The organism is Streptomyces sp. NPDC055506, from assembly GCF_053643595.1.
In genome coordinates this window covers 32,431-48,586 of the sequence record NZ_JBSHKH010000038.1, presented here as the reverse complement: position 1 = coordinate 48,586, position 16,156 = coordinate 32,431, and the positions used below count along the sequence as shown (strand labels likewise).

Genomic DNA, 16,156 nt, shown 5'->3' with positions numbered 1-16,156 from the left:
GAAAACGCCTGTCACTGTGGTAACCGCTTCCCCATAGAGTGCTCCCGGGATCGAGCTTTCTGAACACGTTCAAAGGAGCGTGTGGAGGGCTCAACGGGGAGGGGACGGCCTGATGGCCAAAGGGGTCAAGGTCGCTGTCATAGGCGGCGTGTTCGCGGTGATGGTGGGTGGGGCCGGGTACGGCGCCTTCAATATCGTGAGCGCGCTGACCGGCGACGGGGGCACGAGCGGGGTGGCCGAGGAGAAGAAGTCGGGGCCGCCCGACAAGGACGAGGTCGAGGCGACCACCGCCAAGTTCTTCGCGGCGTGGGAGAAGGGCGAGGCCGCGCGGGCGGCGTCGTACACGAACAACGACGCGGCCGCCGAGCGGCTGCTCACCGCCTTCGGGGACGACGCGCACATCACCGATGTGAAGATCACGCCCGGTACGGCGCGCGGGACCACCGTGCCGTACACGGTGAAGGCGAAGGTGGCCTACGACGGGAAGTCCGAGCCGCTCGGCTACAAGAGCGAGCTGAAGGTCGTGCGCGGGCTGACCACCGGGCGGGCCCTGGTCGACTGGCAGCCCGCCGTGGTCCACCCCGGGCTGAAGAAGGACGACACGCTCGTCACGGAGAAGTCGGCCAATCCGCCGATCGACGCCGTCGGCCGTGACGGCACCGAGCTGACGAAGGAGAAGTACCCCTCCCTCGGCCCGGTCCTGGACGCCCTGCGCGCCAAGTACGGCGAGGAGGCCGGCGGCACCCCCGGCGTCGAGCTGGTGATCCGGCACGCCGGCGAGGGCGTCGCCGACACCCCGCTGCTCACCCTCGCCAAGGGCAAGCCGGGCAAGCTCGCCACCACCATCAGCCCGGGCGCACAGGGGGCGGCCGAGAAGGCGGTCAAGCGGTTCGCCCAGTCGTCGGTGGTGGCCGTCAAGCCCAGCACCGGCGAGGTCCTGGCGGTGGCCAACAACCGTACGGACGGCTTCAACGCGGCCTTCGAGGCGCAGGCGGCCCCCGGCTCCACCATGAAGATCGTCACCGCGGCGATGCTCATCGACAACGGCGTGACCTCGATGAACGGCCCGGCGCCCTGCCCGGACACCGCGGTGTGGCAGAGCCAGACCTTCAAGAACCTCACCGGCATGAAGCCCAACGAGAACGCCACGCTCGCCAACAGCTTCACGCGGTCCTGCAACACCGCATTCATCAAGCTCATCGACGAGAAGCCGCTCACGGACGGCTCGCTGACGCAGGAGGCCGAGCGGCGCTTCGGGCTCGGGCAGGACAACTGGAAGACCGGCATCGTCTCCTTCGACGGCAGTGTCCCCGCGGTCGAAGGACCGGACCGGGCGGCCGGCGCGATCGGGCAGGGCCAGGTCCAGATGAGCCCGTTGAACATGGCCTCGGTGACCGCGACGGCGATCACCGGCAGCTTCCGCCAGCCCTACCTCGTCTCGCCGGAACTGGACGGCAGGGAGCTCGCGCGGGCCGAGGGCCTGCGGGCGAGCACCGCCGCCCAGCTCAAGCAGATGATGCGGCTCACCGCCACGCAGGGCACCGCCGTGGCGGCCATGCGGGGACTGGGCGGCGACATCGGCGCCAAGACCGGTTCCGCCGAGGTCGACGGCAACGCCAAGTCCAACAGCTGGTTCACCGGATTCCGGGGCGACATCGCGGCGGCGGCCATGACCGAGGAGGGCGGTCACGGCGGCGACGCGGCCGGGCCGATTGTCGCAGCCGTGCTACGAACGGGTGGCTGATCTCACCCACGCAGGACGGGACCCTAGGGTGGTGGGCGTCGTTGGGACAGCTGAGGGCATCGGGGACCCTGGGGATTCGCGGAGGAACGGACTAGCAGTGGGCAACAGAAGGCGCGTCGCCGAGCGACGGAAGACGAGACCCGCCGTGATCGGCGGGGTGATCGCCGTGGTCGTCGGTGGTGCCGGGTTCGGCGCCTACGCGCTGTTCGGCGGCGGCGCGGCCGCCGACGACGGGACCCGGGCATCATCGGACGAGAAGCCCGAGGTGAAGACCGGGCCGCTGTCGGCGGCCGAGGTCACCACCACCGCCCGTGCCTTCCTCACCGCCTGGCAGTCCGGGAAGGTCCCGCGGGCCGCCGCTGCCACAGACGAGGCGGCCGCGGCGACGGCCCTGCTCACCGGCTACACCAAGGACGCCCGGATCAAGGACGTCACCCTCACCCCGGGCAAGCCCACCGGTGACAAGGTGCCGTTCTCCGTCAAGGGCACCGTGGCCTACAAGGACACCGAGAAGCCGCTGGCCTACGAGAGCGCGCTGACCGTCGTCCGCCGCACCAGCGACGGAAAGCCGCTGGTGGACTGGCACTCGGCGGTCGTCCACCCGGATCTGAAGGACGGCGACAAGCTGGTCACCGGCGAGGCCGGCACGCCCCCGGTCAAGGCGCTCGACCGGGACGGGGGCGAGCTGACCAAGCAGAAGTACGTCTCGCTCGGCCCGGTGCTGGACGGCCTGCGCGAGAAGTACGGCAAGGAGGCCGGCGGCAAGGCCGGCATCGAGCTGCGGGTGGTGCGCGGGAAGTCCGCCAAGTCGGACGACCTCTCCGACAAGACCCTGCTGGAGCTGAGCAAGGGCACGCCCGGCACGGTGAAGACCACGCTGGACCCCGCCCTGCAGGCGGCGGCCGAGAAGCAGGTCGCGAAGAAGGCCAAGTCGTCGGTGGCCGTCATGCGGGCCTCGACCGGCGAGATCCTGGCCGCCGCCAACGCCTCGCCCGGCTTCAACACGGCCTTCCAGGGCTCGCTCGCGCCCGGCTCCACGATGAAGGTCATCACCGCCTCGCTGCTGCTGGACAAGGGTCTGGCCTCGGCGGACAAGAAGCACCCGTGCCCGAAGTACTTCACGTACGGGCACTGGAAGTTCCAGAACGACGACAAGTTCGAGATCAAGGACGGCACGTTCAAGGCGAGCTTCGCCCGCTCCTGCAACACGGCCTTCATCAGCCAGGCGCCGAAGCTCAAGGACGACGACCTGACCAAGGAGGCCCAGCAGGTCTTCGGTCTGGGGATGAACAACTGGGCGATCGGGGTGCCGTCCTTCGACGGCGCCGTGCCGGTGCAGTCGGCGGCCCAGATGGGGGCCTCGCTGATCGGGCAGGGCGGGGTCCGGATGAACCCGCTGAACATGGCGTCGGTGTCGGCGACGGTCAAGACCGGCACTTTCCACCAGCCGTACCTGGTCTCCCCGGACGTGGACGGGCGCAAGCTCGCCAAGGCCTCGCGCCCGATGCCGGCGGGCACGGCCTCCCAGCTGCGTGAGCTGATGTCGTACACGGCCGCGGCCGGGACGGCGGCGGAGGCGATGTCCGGGGTCAGTGGCGACGTCGGCGCCAAGACCGGGTCGGCCGAGGTCGACGGGCAGAAGAAGCCGAACGGCTGGTTCACCGCCTACCGGGGTGATCTGGCGGCCGCGGGCGTCGTCCAGCAGGGCGGGCACGGCGGCGAGACGGCCGGGCCGATCGTGGCGGCGCTGCTGAAGGCGGGCGGCTGACCCGAAAGGTCAGTGGGTGACCGGTTCCGCGGCGGCCATGTAGGTCCGCCGCAGGAACCGCAGCAGCGCCTGCCGTTCGAACTGCACCACCAGCACTCCCTGCGCGGAGTGGAACTCCACCACGGCCTGCACCCGGCCGCACGGCCACACCCGCACCTCGCCGCTGCCCACGGGGGCCCGCAGCCCCTCTTCCAGGAGCTCACGGCCGAAGGTCCACTCGCTCGCCCCGGGCCCCGGAAGCTTGATGCCCACCACCCGGGGATCCCGGTCGGGGTCGTACCGCAGAGTGACCGGAACCGCCTCCAGCTCATCGATCAACGGGACGGCCGCGTCCGTGACGATGTGGGCTCGCGCGTACTGCTCGACTACGGACATCGGACGGCCCCTTCACCGTGCGTCAGCTGTGTGGAGACTGTGCGTCCACTTATCTCCAATGTCGCATATTTTCCGGATTGCGCCCTCGGGGCCCGGACACCTGGCGGCGAGATCGCGGGTGAGATAAGACAAGCGTCACGCTCTTGCAAAGCGTTCGCATCAAGCCACATCATCGAAGCGTGCATGTACCTGACGGATTCATCGACGCCCCCACCTCCGCCGCCACCGGTGTGATCGCCGCGGGCGCCGTCGCCGTGAGCCTGCGCGGCGCGCGGCGCGAACTCGACGAGCGCACCGCCCCGCTGGCCGGCCTCGTGGCGGCGTTCATCTTCGCGGTGCAGATGCTCAACTTCCCCGTGGCGGCCGGGACCAGCGGCCATCTGCTGGGAGGCGCGCTCGCCGCGATCCTGGTAGGCCCCTACACAGGGGTCCTGTGCGTCTCCGTCGTCCTGCTGATGCAGGGTCTGCTCTTCGCGGACGGCGGCCTGACCGCGCTCGGCGTGAACATCACCAACATGGCGATCGTCACGACGGTCGTCGCCTACGCCCTCTTCCGCGGCCTGGTGAAGGTGCTCCCCCGCACCCGCCGGTCGATCACCGCGGCCTCCTTCGTCGCCGCCCTCGTCTCCGTCCCGGCCGCCGCTCTGGCCTTCACGCTCATGTACGCCATCGGCGGCACCGCCGACGTGTCGATCGGCAAGGTCGCCACCGCCATGGTCGGCGTGCACCTCCTGATCGGCATCGGCGAAGCCGCGATCACCGCGCTGACCGTCGGCGCGGTCCTCGCCGTGCGCCCGGACCTGGTCCACGGGGCGCGCGGCCTCACCCCGAAGCTCAAGCTGCGGGTGCACGGCGAACTGGTCGACGCGCCCGGCGCCGAGCCCGCGCCCGTCGCCGCCCGGACATCGCACCGCCGGGTGTGGGCCGCGGGCCTGGTCGCCTCCCTCCTCCTGGCCGGATTCGTCAGCTTCTACGCCTCGGCCGACCCGGACGGCCTGGAGAAGGTCGCCACCGACCACGGCATCGACAAGAAGGCCGAGGAGCACGCCGCGGCCGACTCCCCGCTCGCCGACTACGGCGTCAAGGACGTCGACGACGCCCGGCTGTCCGGGGGGCTGGCGGGCGTCGTCGGCGTGGGTGTCACGGTCGCCGCGGGCAGCGGGATCTTCTGGGCGGTGCGCCGTCGCCGCACGGACGACACCTCCCCGTCGACCGTCTCGAACACCTCGGACACGTCGAGCAGCACGGGCGTCTGACATGGGTGCCGGTCACGCGCACAAGCTCTACCGGCACGGGCACTCTCCCGTGCACGCCCTGCCGCCGCACACCAAGCTCGCCGCCGTGTTCGCCTTCGTGCTGGTCGTGGTGTCGACGCCGCGCGAGGCGATGTGGGCGTTCGCGGGGTACGCCGTGCTGCTGGGCGTCGTCGCCGGCGTCGCGCGCGTGCCCGCCGGGTTTCTGCTCCGGCGGCTGCTGATCGAGGTGCCGTTCGTGGCGTTCGCGGTGCTCATGCCGTTCGTGGCGGAGGGCGAGCGGGTCGACGTCCTGGGGCTGTCCCTGAGCGTCAACGGCCTGTGGGGCGCCTGGAACGTGCTCGCCAAGGGCACGCTCGGCGTCGCCGCCTCCGTGCTCCTCGCCGCCACCACCGACCTGCGCGAACTGCTCCTCGGACTGCAGCGCCTCAAGCTGCCGCCGCTCCTCGTGCAGATCGCGTCCTTCATGATCCGCTACGGCGACGTCATCGCCGACGAGATGCGGCGCATGCGGATCGCCCGGGAGTCCCGCGGCTTCGAGGCGAAGGGCGTCCGGCACTGGGGCGTGCTCGCCAAGTCCGCCGGCGCGCTGTTCATCCGCTCCTACGAACGCGGCGAGCGCGTGCACCTGGCCATGGTCAGCCGGGGCTACGCCGGTGCCATGCCGGTCATCGACGAGGTGACCGCGTCCCGGACGCAGTGGTCGCACGCCCTGACCCTCCCGGGCACGGCCCTCGTCGTCTGTCTGCTGGGATGGACCCTGTGACTGCTTCTCTGGAGGTCTCCGGCCTCGCCTTCGCCTATCCCGACGGGCATCAGGCCCTCTTCGGCGTCGACTTCTCGATCGCGCGCGGTGAGCGGGTCGCGCTGCTCGGGCCGAACGGCGCCGGGAAGACGACCCTCGTGCTGCACCTCAACGGCATCCTGACCGGCGGCACCGGCACCGTGAAGGTGGCCGGGCTGCCCGTCGGCAAGCAGCACATGGCCGAGATCCGGCGCCGGGTCGGCATCGTCTTCCAGGACCCGGACGACCAGCTCTTCATGCCGACCGTCCGGGAGGACGTGGCGTTCGGGCCCGCGGCGGCCGGGCTGAAGGGGCCGGAGCTGGAGGAGCGCGTGGACCGGGCGCTGGAGCGGGTCGGCATGGCGAAGTTCAAGGACCGCCCGCCGCACCATCTCTCGTTCGGGCAGCGCCGCCGGGTGGCCGTCGCGACGGTCCTGGCGATGGAGCCGGAGATCCTCGTCCTCGACGAGCCCTCCTCCAACCTCGACCCCGCCTCCCGCCGCGAACTGGCCGACATCCTGCGCTCGCTGGACGTGACGGTCCTGATGGTCACGCACGACCTCCCCTACGCCCTGGAGCTGTGCCCGCGCTCCCTGGTCCTCAGCGAGGGCGTGATCGCCGCGGACGGCCCGACCGGCGAACTGCTCTCCGATGAGGAGCTGATGCGCGCCCACCGGCTGGAGCTGCCGTTCGGCTTCGATCCGCGTTCCGTGCCGGCCGCTCCGGCCCGTCCGTGACAATGGGCGCGTGACGAACGAGAAGCCCCCGAGCGGTAGTGCCTCACTGCTGCTGGACGAGCAGCTGTGTTTCGCGCTGTACGCCGCCCAGCGCGCGGTGACGGCCGCGTACCGCCCGCTCCTCGATCGGCTCGGCCTCACCTATCCCCAGTACCTCGTGCTGCTGGTCCTCTGGGAGCGCGGCGAGACCACGGTCAAGGAACTGGCCGCGGCCCTGCGTCTCGACTACGGCACGGTCTCCCCGCTGCTGAAGCGGCTGGAGGCGGCGGGCCTGCTGCGGCGGGAACGGTCGGCGCGGGACGAGCGGTCGGTGCTCGTGGCCGTGACCGGGCGCGGGGAGGAGCTCCGGGAGCGCGCGACGTGCGTGCCCGGCGCCCTGCTCACGGCGACGGGCCTGGACGGCACGGAGATCGCGCGGCTGCGCGAGGAGCTGTGGCAGTTGGCCGAGAAAGCGGAATCGGCCGCCGATCGGGCCCGCTGACCGCGGGTTACCCCGGGTTGCCACCCCCTGATGGCGGGGGCCGGTTACTGGCCAGTACCTTGTGCACGATGTGTTTGTGCGCACTTGTTTCCGGGGGAGGACAGCATGACTGACGGCCCCGCCGTCGACACCCGCCCGACGAAGATCATGTACGTCGCCGAGGCCACCGCCCACGGCGGCCGTGAGGGCTACGTCACCAGCCAGGACGGCCAGATCGACCTCAAGGTCGCGATGCCCCCGCAGCTCGGCGGCGACGGCAACGGCACCAACCCGGAACAGCTCTTCGCGGCCGGCTACAGCTCCTGCTTCCACAACGCCCTGATCCTGGTCGGCAACCGCGAGGGCTACGACCTGACCGGCTCCACGGTGGCCGCGAAGGTGGGCATCGGCCCCAACGCGCAGCACGGCTACGGCCTCGCGGTCGCCCTGAGCGTCTCCCTCCCGGTCGTCGACCCCGACCTCGCGACCAGGCTGGTGGACGCGGCCCACGAGATCTGCCCGTACTCGAACGCGACCCGCGGGAACATCGACGTGACCATCCTGCTTGGCTAAGGGGGAGCACCGCAGCAGCGCAGCAGGACGAGGAGTACGGACGTGGATGTGAACGGCACGGTCGCCGAGGGCTTCGAGCCGGTCAGGGAAGCGTTCATACGGAACTTCGAGACGCTCGGCGAGCGGGGCGCCTCGGTCGCCGTCCACCGGGACGGGCGGCAGGTCGTCGACCTGTGGGCCGGCACGAAGGACATCGACGGCACGGCCCCCTGGGAGCACGGCACCGCCCAGGTCGTGCGCTCGGCGACGAAGGGCGTCGCCGCCGCCGTACTCCTGCTGCTGCACCAGCGCGGACAGCTGGACCTGGACGCGCCGGTGGGCCACTACTGGCCGGAGTTCAAGGCGCGGGGCAAGGAGCGGGTGCTGGTCCGGCACGTCCTGAACCACCGGGCCGGCCTGCCGGTCCTGGACCACCCCCTCACCCCCGAGCAGGCCCTCGACCCGCTGCGGGGCCCCGAGGCGGTCGCCGCCCAGGCCCCCGCGTGGGAGCCCGGCACCGACCACGGCTACCACGCGCTCACCTACGGCTGGATGCTCGACGAACTGGTGCGGCGCGTGACCGGGCAGGGCGCGGGCGAGTGGCTCGCGGCACAGATCACCGGCCCGCTGGGCCTGGACCTCTGGCTGGGCCTGCCCGCGGCGGAGGCCCACCGGGTGGGACGCGCGGGCCGCGTCGAGGGCCCCGAGCCCACCGGGGGCCTGCGCGCCCGCCCGAAGCGCTCGGTCACCGAGGCCTACGAGGACCCGGCCTCCCTCACCCGCCGGGCCTTCGCGGCGATCACCCCGTTCCCGGACCAGAACGACCCCGCCTACCGCGCGGCGGCCCTGCCCGCGACCAACGCCATCGCGACGGCGGACGGACTGGCCCGCTTCTACGCGACGCTGATCGGCGACACGGCCGGAGCCGCACGCCTCTTCACGCCGGAGACGGTCGAGCTGGCCCGGGCCGAGGAGTCGGCGGGTCCCGACCGCGTCCTGGTGGTCGGCACCCGCTTCGGCCTCGGCTACATGCTGCACGGCAGCGCATCGCCGTTCCTGGCACCGGGCTCCTTCGGCCACCCGGGCCGCGGCGGCGCCCTGGGCTTCGCGGACCCGGAGTCCGGGATCGCCTTCGGCTACGTCACGAACGGCTTCCGCAAGACGGTCACGGCGGATCCGCGGGCGCAGGGGCTGGTGCGGGCGGTACGGCAGGCCGTGGGACTCTGACGCTCCCGGCCCCTCGGCCCCTAGACGTGGATCGGGTGGGAGACCCGCCCGGACGCCTGGTCGATCTCCTCATGGGCTTTGGTCAGCAACTGCATGGCGAGTTCGTTGAGCGCCCGGGCCCCGGCGATCTCCTCTCCGACCCTGGGCTGGTTGGCGTCGGACCGGTGCCGGCTGGCCGCCCCGTGCGCCCGTACCTCGGTGCCGTCGGGCAGCCGGACCATCGCGACCGCGCGCGTGTGCTGGTCGTCCTCCATGAACTCCATCTCGACGTGCCATCCCGCTCGGGTGTGCATCATGACGATCACCTCCGGAAGACCTAGTTCCAGGGTGCTCCTCACACCGACGGGACGCACCCGTCCCGACCCGCCTATCCGGCGTGCAGCATCAGTCCGATCCCGACGACGAGCAGTCCGGCCGCCGCGATCCTCGGAATGCCGAACCGCTCCTTGAAGAACACGGCACCGATCGCCGCGCCCACGATGATCGATGTCATACCCTGCTCATACAGTGATTGGCATGACCCGACCCAAGTTAGCCAGGGCCGCCATCACACCGGGCGAACCCGCAGCGATCTACTGCCGCATCTCCCACACCAGGGACGAGGACCAGACCGGAGTCGACCGGCAGGAACGCATCTGCCGGGACATCGCCGAACGCCTCCAGCTCCGCGTCGAGCCGACGCATGTCTACGTCGACAACAACCGCTCGGCCTGGCAGCGCGACCGCAAGCGCCCCGGTTGGGAAGCGATGTTGAGGGCGATGGGGGCCGGGGAGATCCGGCACGTCATCGTCTACCACCCCGACCGCCTCATGCGGCAGCCCAAGGACCTCGAAGAGCTGCTCTCCATCGCCGACGACAAGCGCGTCCTGCTCCACGGCGAGGCGAACCGCCGCGATCTCTCGGACCCCGATGACCGCTTCATCCTCCGCATCGAGGTCGCCCATGCGTGCCGCTCCTCCGATGACACGTCCCGCCGCCTCAAGGACGCACTGAAGGACCACGCCCGCGAAGGCCGGCCGCACGTGGGCAACCGACCGTACGGCTACACCGGAGACGGCCGCGCGATCGTCGAGGAGGAGGCGGAGTTCGTCCGCGAGGTGTACCGCCGCTACCTGGACGGGGAGTCACCGCACGCCATAGCTCAAGATCTCGTCGCCCGGGGTATCCCCAAGTCGAAGGGCAAGGCGTGGAACCCCGAGAACGTTCGACATCTGCTGTCGTCCCACTTCGTGGCCGGGCTGCGGTTCCACCTGGGCGAGGAAGTGGCCGTCGGGACATGGCCCGCCATCATCGACCGCGGGCAGTGGGACGAGGTGCAGCGGCTCCGGGAGTACCGCGCCCAGCAGCATCAGGACACGAAGAGGCGCCCCATTCGGAACTACCTCCTGCGCGGAGTCGCCACCTGCACATGCGGCGCCCGCATGGGCGGCACGAACAGCGGCCGGTACGCCTACTACCGGTGCACCCGTTCCGACAACACCGACCAGCAGAAGTGCAACCGCTCCATCTCGGCCGGGCCGCTTGAGGAGTTCGTACGGGACGTGGCGATCAAGGTGCTGACGAAGCTGGACACGTCCGGCTACGAGCCCGCCACGACCACGCGCCCGGAGGCCGACGTCATGGCGGACGAGAAGGACCGCGAAAAGCTGCGGGAGCTGAAAGAGCTGTGGCTCAACGACGACGACTTCAGCACGGCTGACTTCCAGGCGATGCGTGCACCGATCGTCAAGCGGATGAAGGAGCGGCAGCGCAAGACGGTGAAGCGCCCCGTGGCCGTCCTGGAGGGCATCGCGGGTCCGGACGCGGAGGCGAACTGGGAGAGGCTGGAGAAGGCGGAGGACTACGCACGGATGAACGCGATCTACCGGTTCCTGTTCGCCGCCGTGTTCGTCCGTCCGCCCACGAGAAAGGGCAGGGGGTTCGACACCAACCGGGTGGACATCAAGCCAAACCCGCTGGACTAACGGACCGGCCGACTCTGAGCTGAGTACCGAGAACCCTGCACGGCGCCATGGTGAATGCAGGCCACGGGCAACCTGAAAGAGGACTGCTACATGGTTGTCGTCCTCAGCCAGGTTGCCCGCAGGACTCAAGTCGTCGGTGCCGCCGCCCTCTCGCCCTGAGCAGCACGGCCACAGCCAGAGCCCGTGCTGCTTACCATGGAAGCGGGATCGTTATGCTCAAGTTTTCCTCAGAACATTTGGCTCCTGACGCCACGTTCGGAAGACTCTCAATCACCGCGAGTGACATGCGGTCGGTGGGAACGCGTCCCGCCGAGTTCGGTTTGCTACGCCCATTCACGTCCTGACGGGGACATAAGCGCTCATGCGTTCGACCCGTGGTCGGTTCAACATCCGTGAATGCGCGCGTTTCCAACGCTGCGACAGGAGGCTGCCATGGCCAAAAACCCGACCTTGGAGACAAAGACTTCCCCGGAGTCAGGGCGCACACCGACCCGAGACCCTGAGCCCTACTTCGTGCTCAAGATCGGTGGTTTCAGCATGACCGCGAAGCAGCTACCGGCCAGGCTCTTGGCAATGATCGCCGGGGTGGCTGTCACCGCGATCAGCACCACCCCTATCTGGAACCGCTAGCTCGTGCAGGGCCGAGGAGTCGCGCGAGTCGCGCAGCGCTCTTCGGCCCTATCCGTGTGGGGAACTTGGCTACCTGGCGCTCGACGGCCCGAGCCCACTGCTCGTTGCGGTGTCTCGTCACCGACGCACCTCACGCTCTTCACGGGCGATCTCACGGTTTGCGGCGATGTCTTCGGCGACTCCAGCGGCGATGAATGCGGCGCCGGGTGTGTGGCCGGAGCCGACGTAGCGCCAGTCCCGCTCGGTGACTGCATCGGGGATCTCGACGAGGCCCACGTGCTGGGCCCGTTCAGCGCGCAGCGCGGCGTATGTCGTCGAGTAGGCGCGGGACTTGGTGAGGATGTGGCCCCGGTAGCCGAGGGTGTGGGCCCAGGTGCGCAGGTGCAGGGGCTCGCACTCGGGGAGGCCGCCAAGGCGCCAGGACGTACGCATGAGGGTGCGGACGTGCTTGCTCACGGGTGCCGTATCGATGTCTTCCCAGGTGGTGACCTTGTGGTCGAGGCCGGCGCCTGTCTCGCTCGCTCCCTTGGTGACGTACTTGCCGACGTACGCGGCCACGGCGTCATCGTTGGGCCCGGTGCCATCGGCGCGTAGCGGACGGATGTCGATCTGGTCGCCCCAGCGCAGTGCCAACTCGCCCACGGCGGAGCTGTACGGCGTACGGACAAGGACCCGCCGAGCCGAGGCGTGTACGGCGTCGATGAGCCGGTCCGCAGTGCCCCAGACGGGGGGGTCGTCGTTCGGACCGGCCGGGCCATCGAGGCGGACGACGGCATGGACGTGGACGGCTGCCCGCCGCTGGTACTCGGCGACGCGTGCGAAGGACAGGCGGGCATGGTCCGGGAAGCTGGACTGCACGAGACCGACCGAGGAAGCGAGTTGGCGCCGGACGCCGATGACGAAGCGGTCCCACAGCTTGCCCGCGTGAGCGTGCCATAGGACGTGGGCTGTGTAGTCATAGCAGTCGGCGCAGAGGGGTTGACCGACGATGGGAGAGCCCGGGGCATGGACGGCGGCGCAGCCGAGGGGACGGCCGTGTTCGCACGTGCCGCCGTCGCGGCGAGGGCGGCAGCGCTCCTCGGCGCGGTGCACGGGGCCGAAGGACGGGGCGGTGAGGGTGACGAAGAGCCGAGGCCGGTTGCGGACCGTGGCGGGGACGTTTTTGCCGCCGATCAGGCCTGCGCGGACGAGGTGGAAAGTGTCGCCCGCGTGGAGTCGGGAGCAGGGGGCGCAGATGGTCGCGCGCCGGTTGCGGCAGCGGACGGAGAGGCGTTCGCCAGGTTCGGTGCGGGTGTCGTAGTGGTGGAGGATCTCGCCGGTTTCCGCGTCCAGGGTGGTGGTGGAGCCGGAGAGGTGGACGGGGTGGGAGCAGCCGCCCGTGGCGGTGATCTGCTCCAGCCAGCGAGGGAACTGAGGGTCTTGGGCGATGCGGATTGCGTCGCGGTCTGCTTCGGAGAGCTGACGCAAGCGCGCCGCACGGTCGAGAGCGGCGCGCCGGTCAGCCGGGGTGAGTTGCGGGGTGATGGTGGTGACCTTCCAGAGTGAGCCGCCGAAGCGGCACGGATGGCGGGTGGTGGTGCGTTGTCGGTCATGGGGATCACTCACTTCCGTGTGGGCAGGGCGTTGGAGAGGGGTCAGCGGATGGTTCCGGAGCCCCGGCAGACGCGACAGCGTCGCTGCCGTCCGGTCCAGGTCCTGCGAGCCCCGTCGCCCTTGCAGTGAGGGCACCTCACGCGAGGCATAGGCATGGTGTGTGTCCTTTCTGCTCAGGTGTGGGAGAAGCCGTTGATCAGCCACGTGACGAGGCCGTGGACGGTGTAGATCACCGGGGTCTGGCCGAGGTAGAGGCCGAAGAGGCCGACGCAGACCGCTTCCCAGGCGCGTAAGTCGCGGGAGCGGACGAGGAGGACGGTGATGATCCCGAAGACCACCGCGAACGTGAACGCCGTACCTTCGCTGATCACTTGCCGTCTCCTTCCAGCACCGCAAGGGCGCGGTCAATGGCAGGGAGTTCCGGGGTCATGCCGGAGTACTTCCGGGCCGTCGCCACGGCCTCATCCGTAGCGGTCAGGTGTGAGCGGGCGCGGCTCCAGCCACCGTCCGGACCGGTGCACACAGCCACGCCCCGTTCCTCCGCCGTGATCGCCTGAGCAACGGCCACGGCGTCCTTGTTGAGGTCGCCCAAGGTCATCTCTGCCGTGCCGGGGTCGTTCACCCGGTGGCAGATACGGCCGCCGAGCTGGGCCCGCAGCGCGGTGACACCGGGCCCGAGGTCGGAGCCGACCCGCTGCCCCGCGACGACCAAGTGCAGACCGAGCGCGGCACCCAGCTGCGCCAACCGCAGCAGCAGCGTCGAGCACTGTTCCGCTTCCGCCTTGCTCTCGCGGGTGCCGTCGGACAGGTACAGCTCAGCGATCTCGTCGACCAGGACGACGACCGGGACCGGCCGCAACTTGCCGGGCAGCTCCCAGATCGAGCGCACGTCGGCCGACCGGCAGACGCTCATCCGGTCCTGCATGTCGCCCACGAGCGCGGAGAGCACGGCGACCGCTTCCCGGCGGCAGGTCGCCAGCGCGCTCAGACGTCCGGCGAACAGCCCAAGTTCCATACCTCCCTTGCAGTCGATGCCGACGAGGGCGACACGTTGCGGAGCAAGTTGGGTGATCAGCCGGGAAAGGAGCGTCGACTTGCCGGACCGGGTGGCCCCGGCAATGAGCCAGTGGGGTACGAGCCGCAGGTTCATCACCCACGCCCCGCCGCTCTCCATCACGCCTATGAGCGCGGAGAGGAGTTCGGCCGGGGCGGTGGCTAAGCCAGGGCGCTCCAGTGGATCCGTCGCTGTTGCCGTCAGGAGCACGAGCCCGCGTTCGGGCGAGGTCACCCGCACCGCGTGGACCTTCCACGCATGAACGAACGCGTCGGCAGCCTTCAGGTAGGTCGCCGGTGTCTGACCTGCGTGCAGGCGCACGATCAGAGTCAGGCCCATGCGCGTGGCGCGAGGAAAGGAGAACCGCGGAGCCACCGGCCGCAGCGGATCGCCCTTGACCATCAGGTCACCGAGCAGGCCGCGAGACGGACGCCGGGAGACGGCCAGGTCGTTCAGCATGGCCACCTTGCGCCAGGTGACGACCACTCGGAAGGCAGCAACCGGGTAGCCGACGAGGTACCAGTGCCAGGCCGGACGATGCCGGCGCACAAGGTCCCCCACGACGAGCACCCAGGCCAGCGCCGCCAGGGCGAAGGCGAGCAGGACCGGCCGCATCACGCCGCACCGCCCTTGGCGTGCGCAGCCGTGCCAGGTACGGGGGTGATCGCGTCAGCACGGAAGCTGACTCCGTGGCGTTCGCCCATCGACCAGACGAACGCGGTCAGCCCGGTGACCTTGACGATCTGGCCTTCCTCGATGCCCTTGGGTTCGCCGGTCACTGCGATCTCGATGACGGAGATCCGCCGACGGTCCTGCCGCACGGTCACGGCCACGGTGTAGACCGGGTTGCCGTCCCGGTCCTTCTTCACCTCCTGTGTCTCGGGGTTGCTGAGCTTGGCTTCCGGCGCGATGGCGCAGCGCAGTACGCCGAGCCGCGTCGTGTCCACGGGAATGGACTGCATGTTCTGTGGCCTCCTTGGCCTGTCAGAGCGCCAGCGATGTACTGACGTCACTTGTCCTTATGAGTTATGACTATGTAGTGCTGTACGGCGACGATGCAACTACTTATGCTGACGAGTGATGTCGCGCGTGCGACGTGCCTACGACCCCGAACCGGAGATGCCGAGATGACGGAGATCCAGCGCCCCGGAGCCCTCTACCAACAGGTGGCCGCAGCGATCCGGGAAGCGATCCTGTCGGGAGAGTTCGCCCCCGAGTCCCTGTTGCCGTCCGAAGCTCAGCTCATGGCCCGCTACGGCGTCTCCCGCCCCACCGTCCGCAACGCCATCGCGGCACTGCGCGCCGAAGGACTGATCGACGTCCGGCACGGCAAGGGCAGCTTCGTACGCTCCGACGGACAGCCGACACTCACGCTCGAACGCCGCATCACCCGCACCCCGGACGGGCAGTTCGCCATGCCCAACGGCGACGTCTGGGACGAGGCCGAGGAACCGAGCGTCTACCGCACCCGCACCACGAAGGCCACCGGCCGACTGCTCAACCTGGGCGAGGAAGAGGAACTGTTCGGCTGCGACAGGCTCCTTGCCGATGCCACCACCGGCACACGCACGATGCACCGCACGCTGATCCCCTTCGAGGTCGCCGAGACCGTGCCCGCACTCGCGGAAGAACCGGACCAGCGCCCGACAGCGGTCTACGAGGAGCTCACCAACGCAGGACACACGCTGTGGTGGTCGGAAACCGTACGCGCCCGGATGCCGCTGCCCGACGAGCGCGCCACGCTCCAGCTCCCCGACGCGACCCCGATCCTGCACCTGACCCGCGTCACCCACGGCACCGCCGACCGCGCCCTGATCCTCGAAGAACTCCGCATCGGAGCCGACCGTGCGGAAGCCGCCTACCGGATCACCACCGCCAAGCAGCCCGCCAAACGCCGTCAGGCCTGAGCGGCACCGATGATCGGTCGAAACCACCTTCACTTCCTCAAGGGCGCGCCTGCGGCGCGCCGGGGCGCCCGGCCGCCCCGGCCGGGCATGCGGCGTGACCGCCGGTC

Annotated in this window: 17 protein-coding genes and 1 pseudogene; 11 read left to right on the top strand and 7 right to left on the bottom strand. The window is 70.1% G+C overall.

The window, feature by feature from the left end; translation table 11 throughout:
* Positions 1–112: 112 nt before the first annotated feature.
* Positions 113–1,744: a penicillin-binding transpeptidase domain-containing protein gene (locus ACWIF2_RS17110; RefSeq protein ID WP_454361200.1), complete on the top strand. Its 1,632-nt coding sequence runs from the start codon at positions 113–115 to the stop codon at positions 1,742–1,744.
* A gap of 97 nt (positions 1,745–1,841) precedes the next feature.
* Entirely contained in the window at positions 1,842–3,512 is a 1,671-nt protein-coding gene (locus ACWIF2_RS17105) for a penicillin-binding transpeptidase domain-containing protein (RefSeq protein ID WP_454361199.1), read from the top strand.
* Between the two features lie 9 nt (positions 3,513–3,521).
* Here the strand turns inward: ACWIF2_RS17105 and ACWIF2_RS17100 are convergent, their stop codons facing one another.
* Complete coding sequence (locus ACWIF2_RS17100) at positions 3,522–3,887, bottom strand: SsgA family sporulation/cell division regulator (RefSeq protein ID WP_454361198.1); 366 nt, start codon at positions 3,885–3,887, stop codon at positions 3,522–3,524.
* Between the two features lie 179 nt (positions 3,888–4,066).
* Between ACWIF2_RS17100 and ACWIF2_RS17095 the strand changes: the two genes are divergently transcribed.
* From ACWIF2_RS17095 to ACWIF2_RS17070, 6 genes are all read left to right on the top strand, one after another.
* Positions 4,067–5,143, top strand: a complete 1,077-nt coding sequence (locus ACWIF2_RS17095) for an energy-coupling factor ABC transporter permease (protein ID WP_454361197.1) — start codon at positions 4,067–4,069, stop codon at positions 5,141–5,143.
* A gap of 1 nt (position 5,144) precedes the next feature.
* Complete coding sequence (gene cbiQ / locus ACWIF2_RS17090) at positions 5,145–5,906, top strand: cobalt ECF transporter T component CbiQ (RefSeq protein WP_454361196.1); 762 nt, start codon at positions 5,145–5,147, stop codon at positions 5,904–5,906.
* Positions 5,894–6,661 (top strand): energy-coupling factor ABC transporter ATP-binding protein, encoded by a 768-nt coding sequence (locus ACWIF2_RS17085; RefSeq protein WP_454361195.1) that lies wholly within the window; start codon positions 5,894–5,896, stop codon positions 6,659–6,661. Before cbiQ ends, ACWIF2_RS17085 begins: the two co-directional genes overlap by 13 nt.
* 10 nt (positions 6,662–6,671) lie before the next feature.
* Positions 6,672–7,142, top strand: a complete 471-nt coding sequence (locus ACWIF2_RS17080; RefSeq protein ID WP_454361194.1) for a MarR family winged helix-turn-helix transcriptional regulator — start codon at positions 6,672–6,674, stop codon at positions 7,140–7,142.
* Between the two features lie 105 nt (positions 7,143–7,247).
* Positions 7,248–7,694, top strand: coding sequence for an organic hydroperoxide resistance protein (locus ACWIF2_RS17075; RefSeq protein ID WP_382495639.1), 447 nt, complete (start codon positions 7,248–7,250; stop codon positions 7,692–7,694).
* Between the two features lie 42 nt (positions 7,695–7,736).
* Entirely contained in the window at positions 7,737–8,900 is a 1,164-nt protein-coding gene (locus ACWIF2_RS17070) for a serine hydrolase domain-containing protein (RefSeq protein WP_454361193.1), read from the top strand.
* A gap of 20 nt (positions 8,901–8,920) precedes the next feature.
* Here the strand turns inward: ACWIF2_RS17070 and ACWIF2_RS17065 are convergent, their stop codons facing one another.
* Positions 8,921–9,196 (bottom strand): DUF1876 domain-containing protein, encoded by a 276-nt coding sequence (locus ACWIF2_RS17065; RefSeq protein WP_454361192.1) that lies wholly within the window; start codon positions 9,194–9,196, stop codon positions 8,921–8,923.
* Positions 9,197–9,267: 71 nt separating this feature from the next.
* Positions 9,268–9,390: pseudogene (locus ACWIF2_RS17060) on the bottom strand (EamA family transporter); the annotation flags it as partial.
* A gap of 26 nt (positions 9,391–9,416) precedes the next feature.
* On the opposite strand from ACWIF2_RS17060, the gene ACWIF2_RS17055 reads away from it, so the two are divergent.
* Both ACWIF2_RS17055 and ACWIF2_RS17050 read left to right on the top strand, forming a co-directional pair.
* The gene (locus ACWIF2_RS17055) at positions 9,417–10,865 is read left to right on the top strand and encodes a recombinase family protein (protein ID WP_454361191.1); all 1,449 of its coding nucleotides are present in this window, start codon (positions 9,417–9,419) and stop codon (positions 10,863–10,865) included.
* Between the two features lie 432 nt (positions 10,866–11,297).
* Positions 11,298–11,495, top strand: a complete 198-nt coding sequence (locus ACWIF2_RS17050; protein WP_454361190.1) for a hypothetical protein — start codon at positions 11,298–11,300, stop codon at positions 11,493–11,495.
* 117 nt (positions 11,496–11,612) lie between these two features.
* Here ACWIF2_RS17050 and ACWIF2_RS17045 read toward each other — a convergent pair whose 3' ends face one another.
* The 4 genes from ACWIF2_RS17045 to ACWIF2_RS17030 all read right to left on the bottom strand — a co-directional run bounded on the left by ACWIF2_RS17045 (position 11,613) and on the right by ACWIF2_RS17030 (position 15,104).
* Complete coding sequence (locus ACWIF2_RS17045) at positions 11,613–12,962, bottom strand: replication initiator (RefSeq protein ID WP_454361217.1); 1,350 nt, start codon at positions 12,960–12,962, stop codon at positions 11,613–11,615.
* A gap of 299 nt (positions 12,963–13,261) precedes the next feature.
* The gene (locus tag ACWIF2_RS17040; RefSeq protein ID WP_454361189.1) at positions 13,262–13,459 is read right to left on the bottom strand and encodes a hypothetical protein; all 198 of its coding nucleotides are present in this window, start codon (positions 13,457–13,459) and stop codon (positions 13,262–13,264) included.
* Complete coding sequence (locus ACWIF2_RS17035; protein WP_454361216.1) at positions 13,456–14,757, bottom strand: FtsK/SpoIIIE domain-containing protein; 1,302 nt, start codon at positions 14,755–14,757, stop codon at positions 13,456–13,458. The genes ACWIF2_RS17040 and ACWIF2_RS17035 overlap by 4 nt, the downstream gene beginning before the upstream one ends.
* On the bottom strand, positions 14,757–15,104 hold the full coding sequence (locus ACWIF2_RS17030; RefSeq protein WP_370008644.1) for an SCO3933 family regulatory protein: 348 nt from the start codon (positions 15,102–15,104) through the stop codon (positions 14,757–14,759). Before ACWIF2_RS17030 ends, ACWIF2_RS17035 begins: the two co-directional genes overlap by 1 nt.
* Positions 15,105–15,269: 165 nt before the next feature.
* On the opposite strand from ACWIF2_RS17030, the gene ACWIF2_RS17025 reads away from it, so the two are divergent.
* Positions 15,270–16,049, top strand: a complete 780-nt coding sequence (locus tag ACWIF2_RS17025; RefSeq protein ID WP_454361188.1) for a GntR family transcriptional regulator — start codon at positions 15,270–15,272, stop codon at positions 16,047–16,049.
* Positions 16,050–16,156: the final 107 nt, after the last annotated feature.

Excerpts from the sequence above, each read along its gene's own strand:
- ACWIF2_RS17110 (WP_454361200.1), top strand. The coding sequence starts at position 113 with ATGGCCAAAGGGGTCAAGGTCGCTGTCATAGGCGGCGTGTTCGCGGTG.
- ACWIF2_RS17100 (WP_454361198.1), bottom strand. The coding sequence starts at position 3,887 with ATGTCCGTAGTCGAGCAGTACGCGCGAGCCCACATCGTCACGGACGCG.
- cbiQ (WP_454361196.1), top strand. The coding sequence starts at position 5,145 with ATGGGTGCCGGTCACGCGCACAAGCTCTACCGGCACGGGCACTCTCCC.
- ACWIF2_RS17085 (WP_454361195.1), top strand. The coding sequence starts at position 5,894 with ATGGACCCTGTGACTGCTTCTCTGGAGGTCTCCGGCCTCGCCTTCGCC.
- ACWIF2_RS17075 (WP_382495639.1), top strand. The coding sequence starts at position 7,248 with ATGACTGACGGCCCCGCCGTCGACACCCGCCCGACGAAGATCATGTAC.
- ACWIF2_RS17065 (WP_454361192.1), bottom strand. The coding sequence starts at position 9,196 with ATGATGCACACCCGAGCGGGATGGCACGTCGAGATGGAGTTCATGGAG.
- ACWIF2_RS17055 (WP_454361191.1), top strand. The coding sequence starts at position 9,417 with ATGACCCGACCCAAGTTAGCCAGGGCCGCCATCACACCGGGCGAACCC.
- ACWIF2_RS17050 (WP_454361190.1), top strand. The coding sequence starts at position 11,298 with ATGGCCAAAAACCCGACCTTGGAGACAAAGACTTCCCCGGAGTCAGGG.
- ACWIF2_RS17035 (WP_454361216.1), bottom strand. The coding sequence starts at position 14,757 with ATGCGGCCGGTCCTGCTCGCCTTCGCCCTGGCGGCGCTGGCCTGGGTG.
- ACWIF2_RS17030 (WP_370008644.1), bottom strand. The coding sequence starts at position 15,104 with ATGCAGTCCATTCCCGTGGACACGACGCGGCTCGGCGTACTGCGCTGC.
- ACWIF2_RS17025 (WP_454361188.1), top strand. The coding sequence starts at position 15,270 with ATGACGGAGATCCAGCGCCCCGGAGCCCTCTACCAACAGGTGGCCGCA.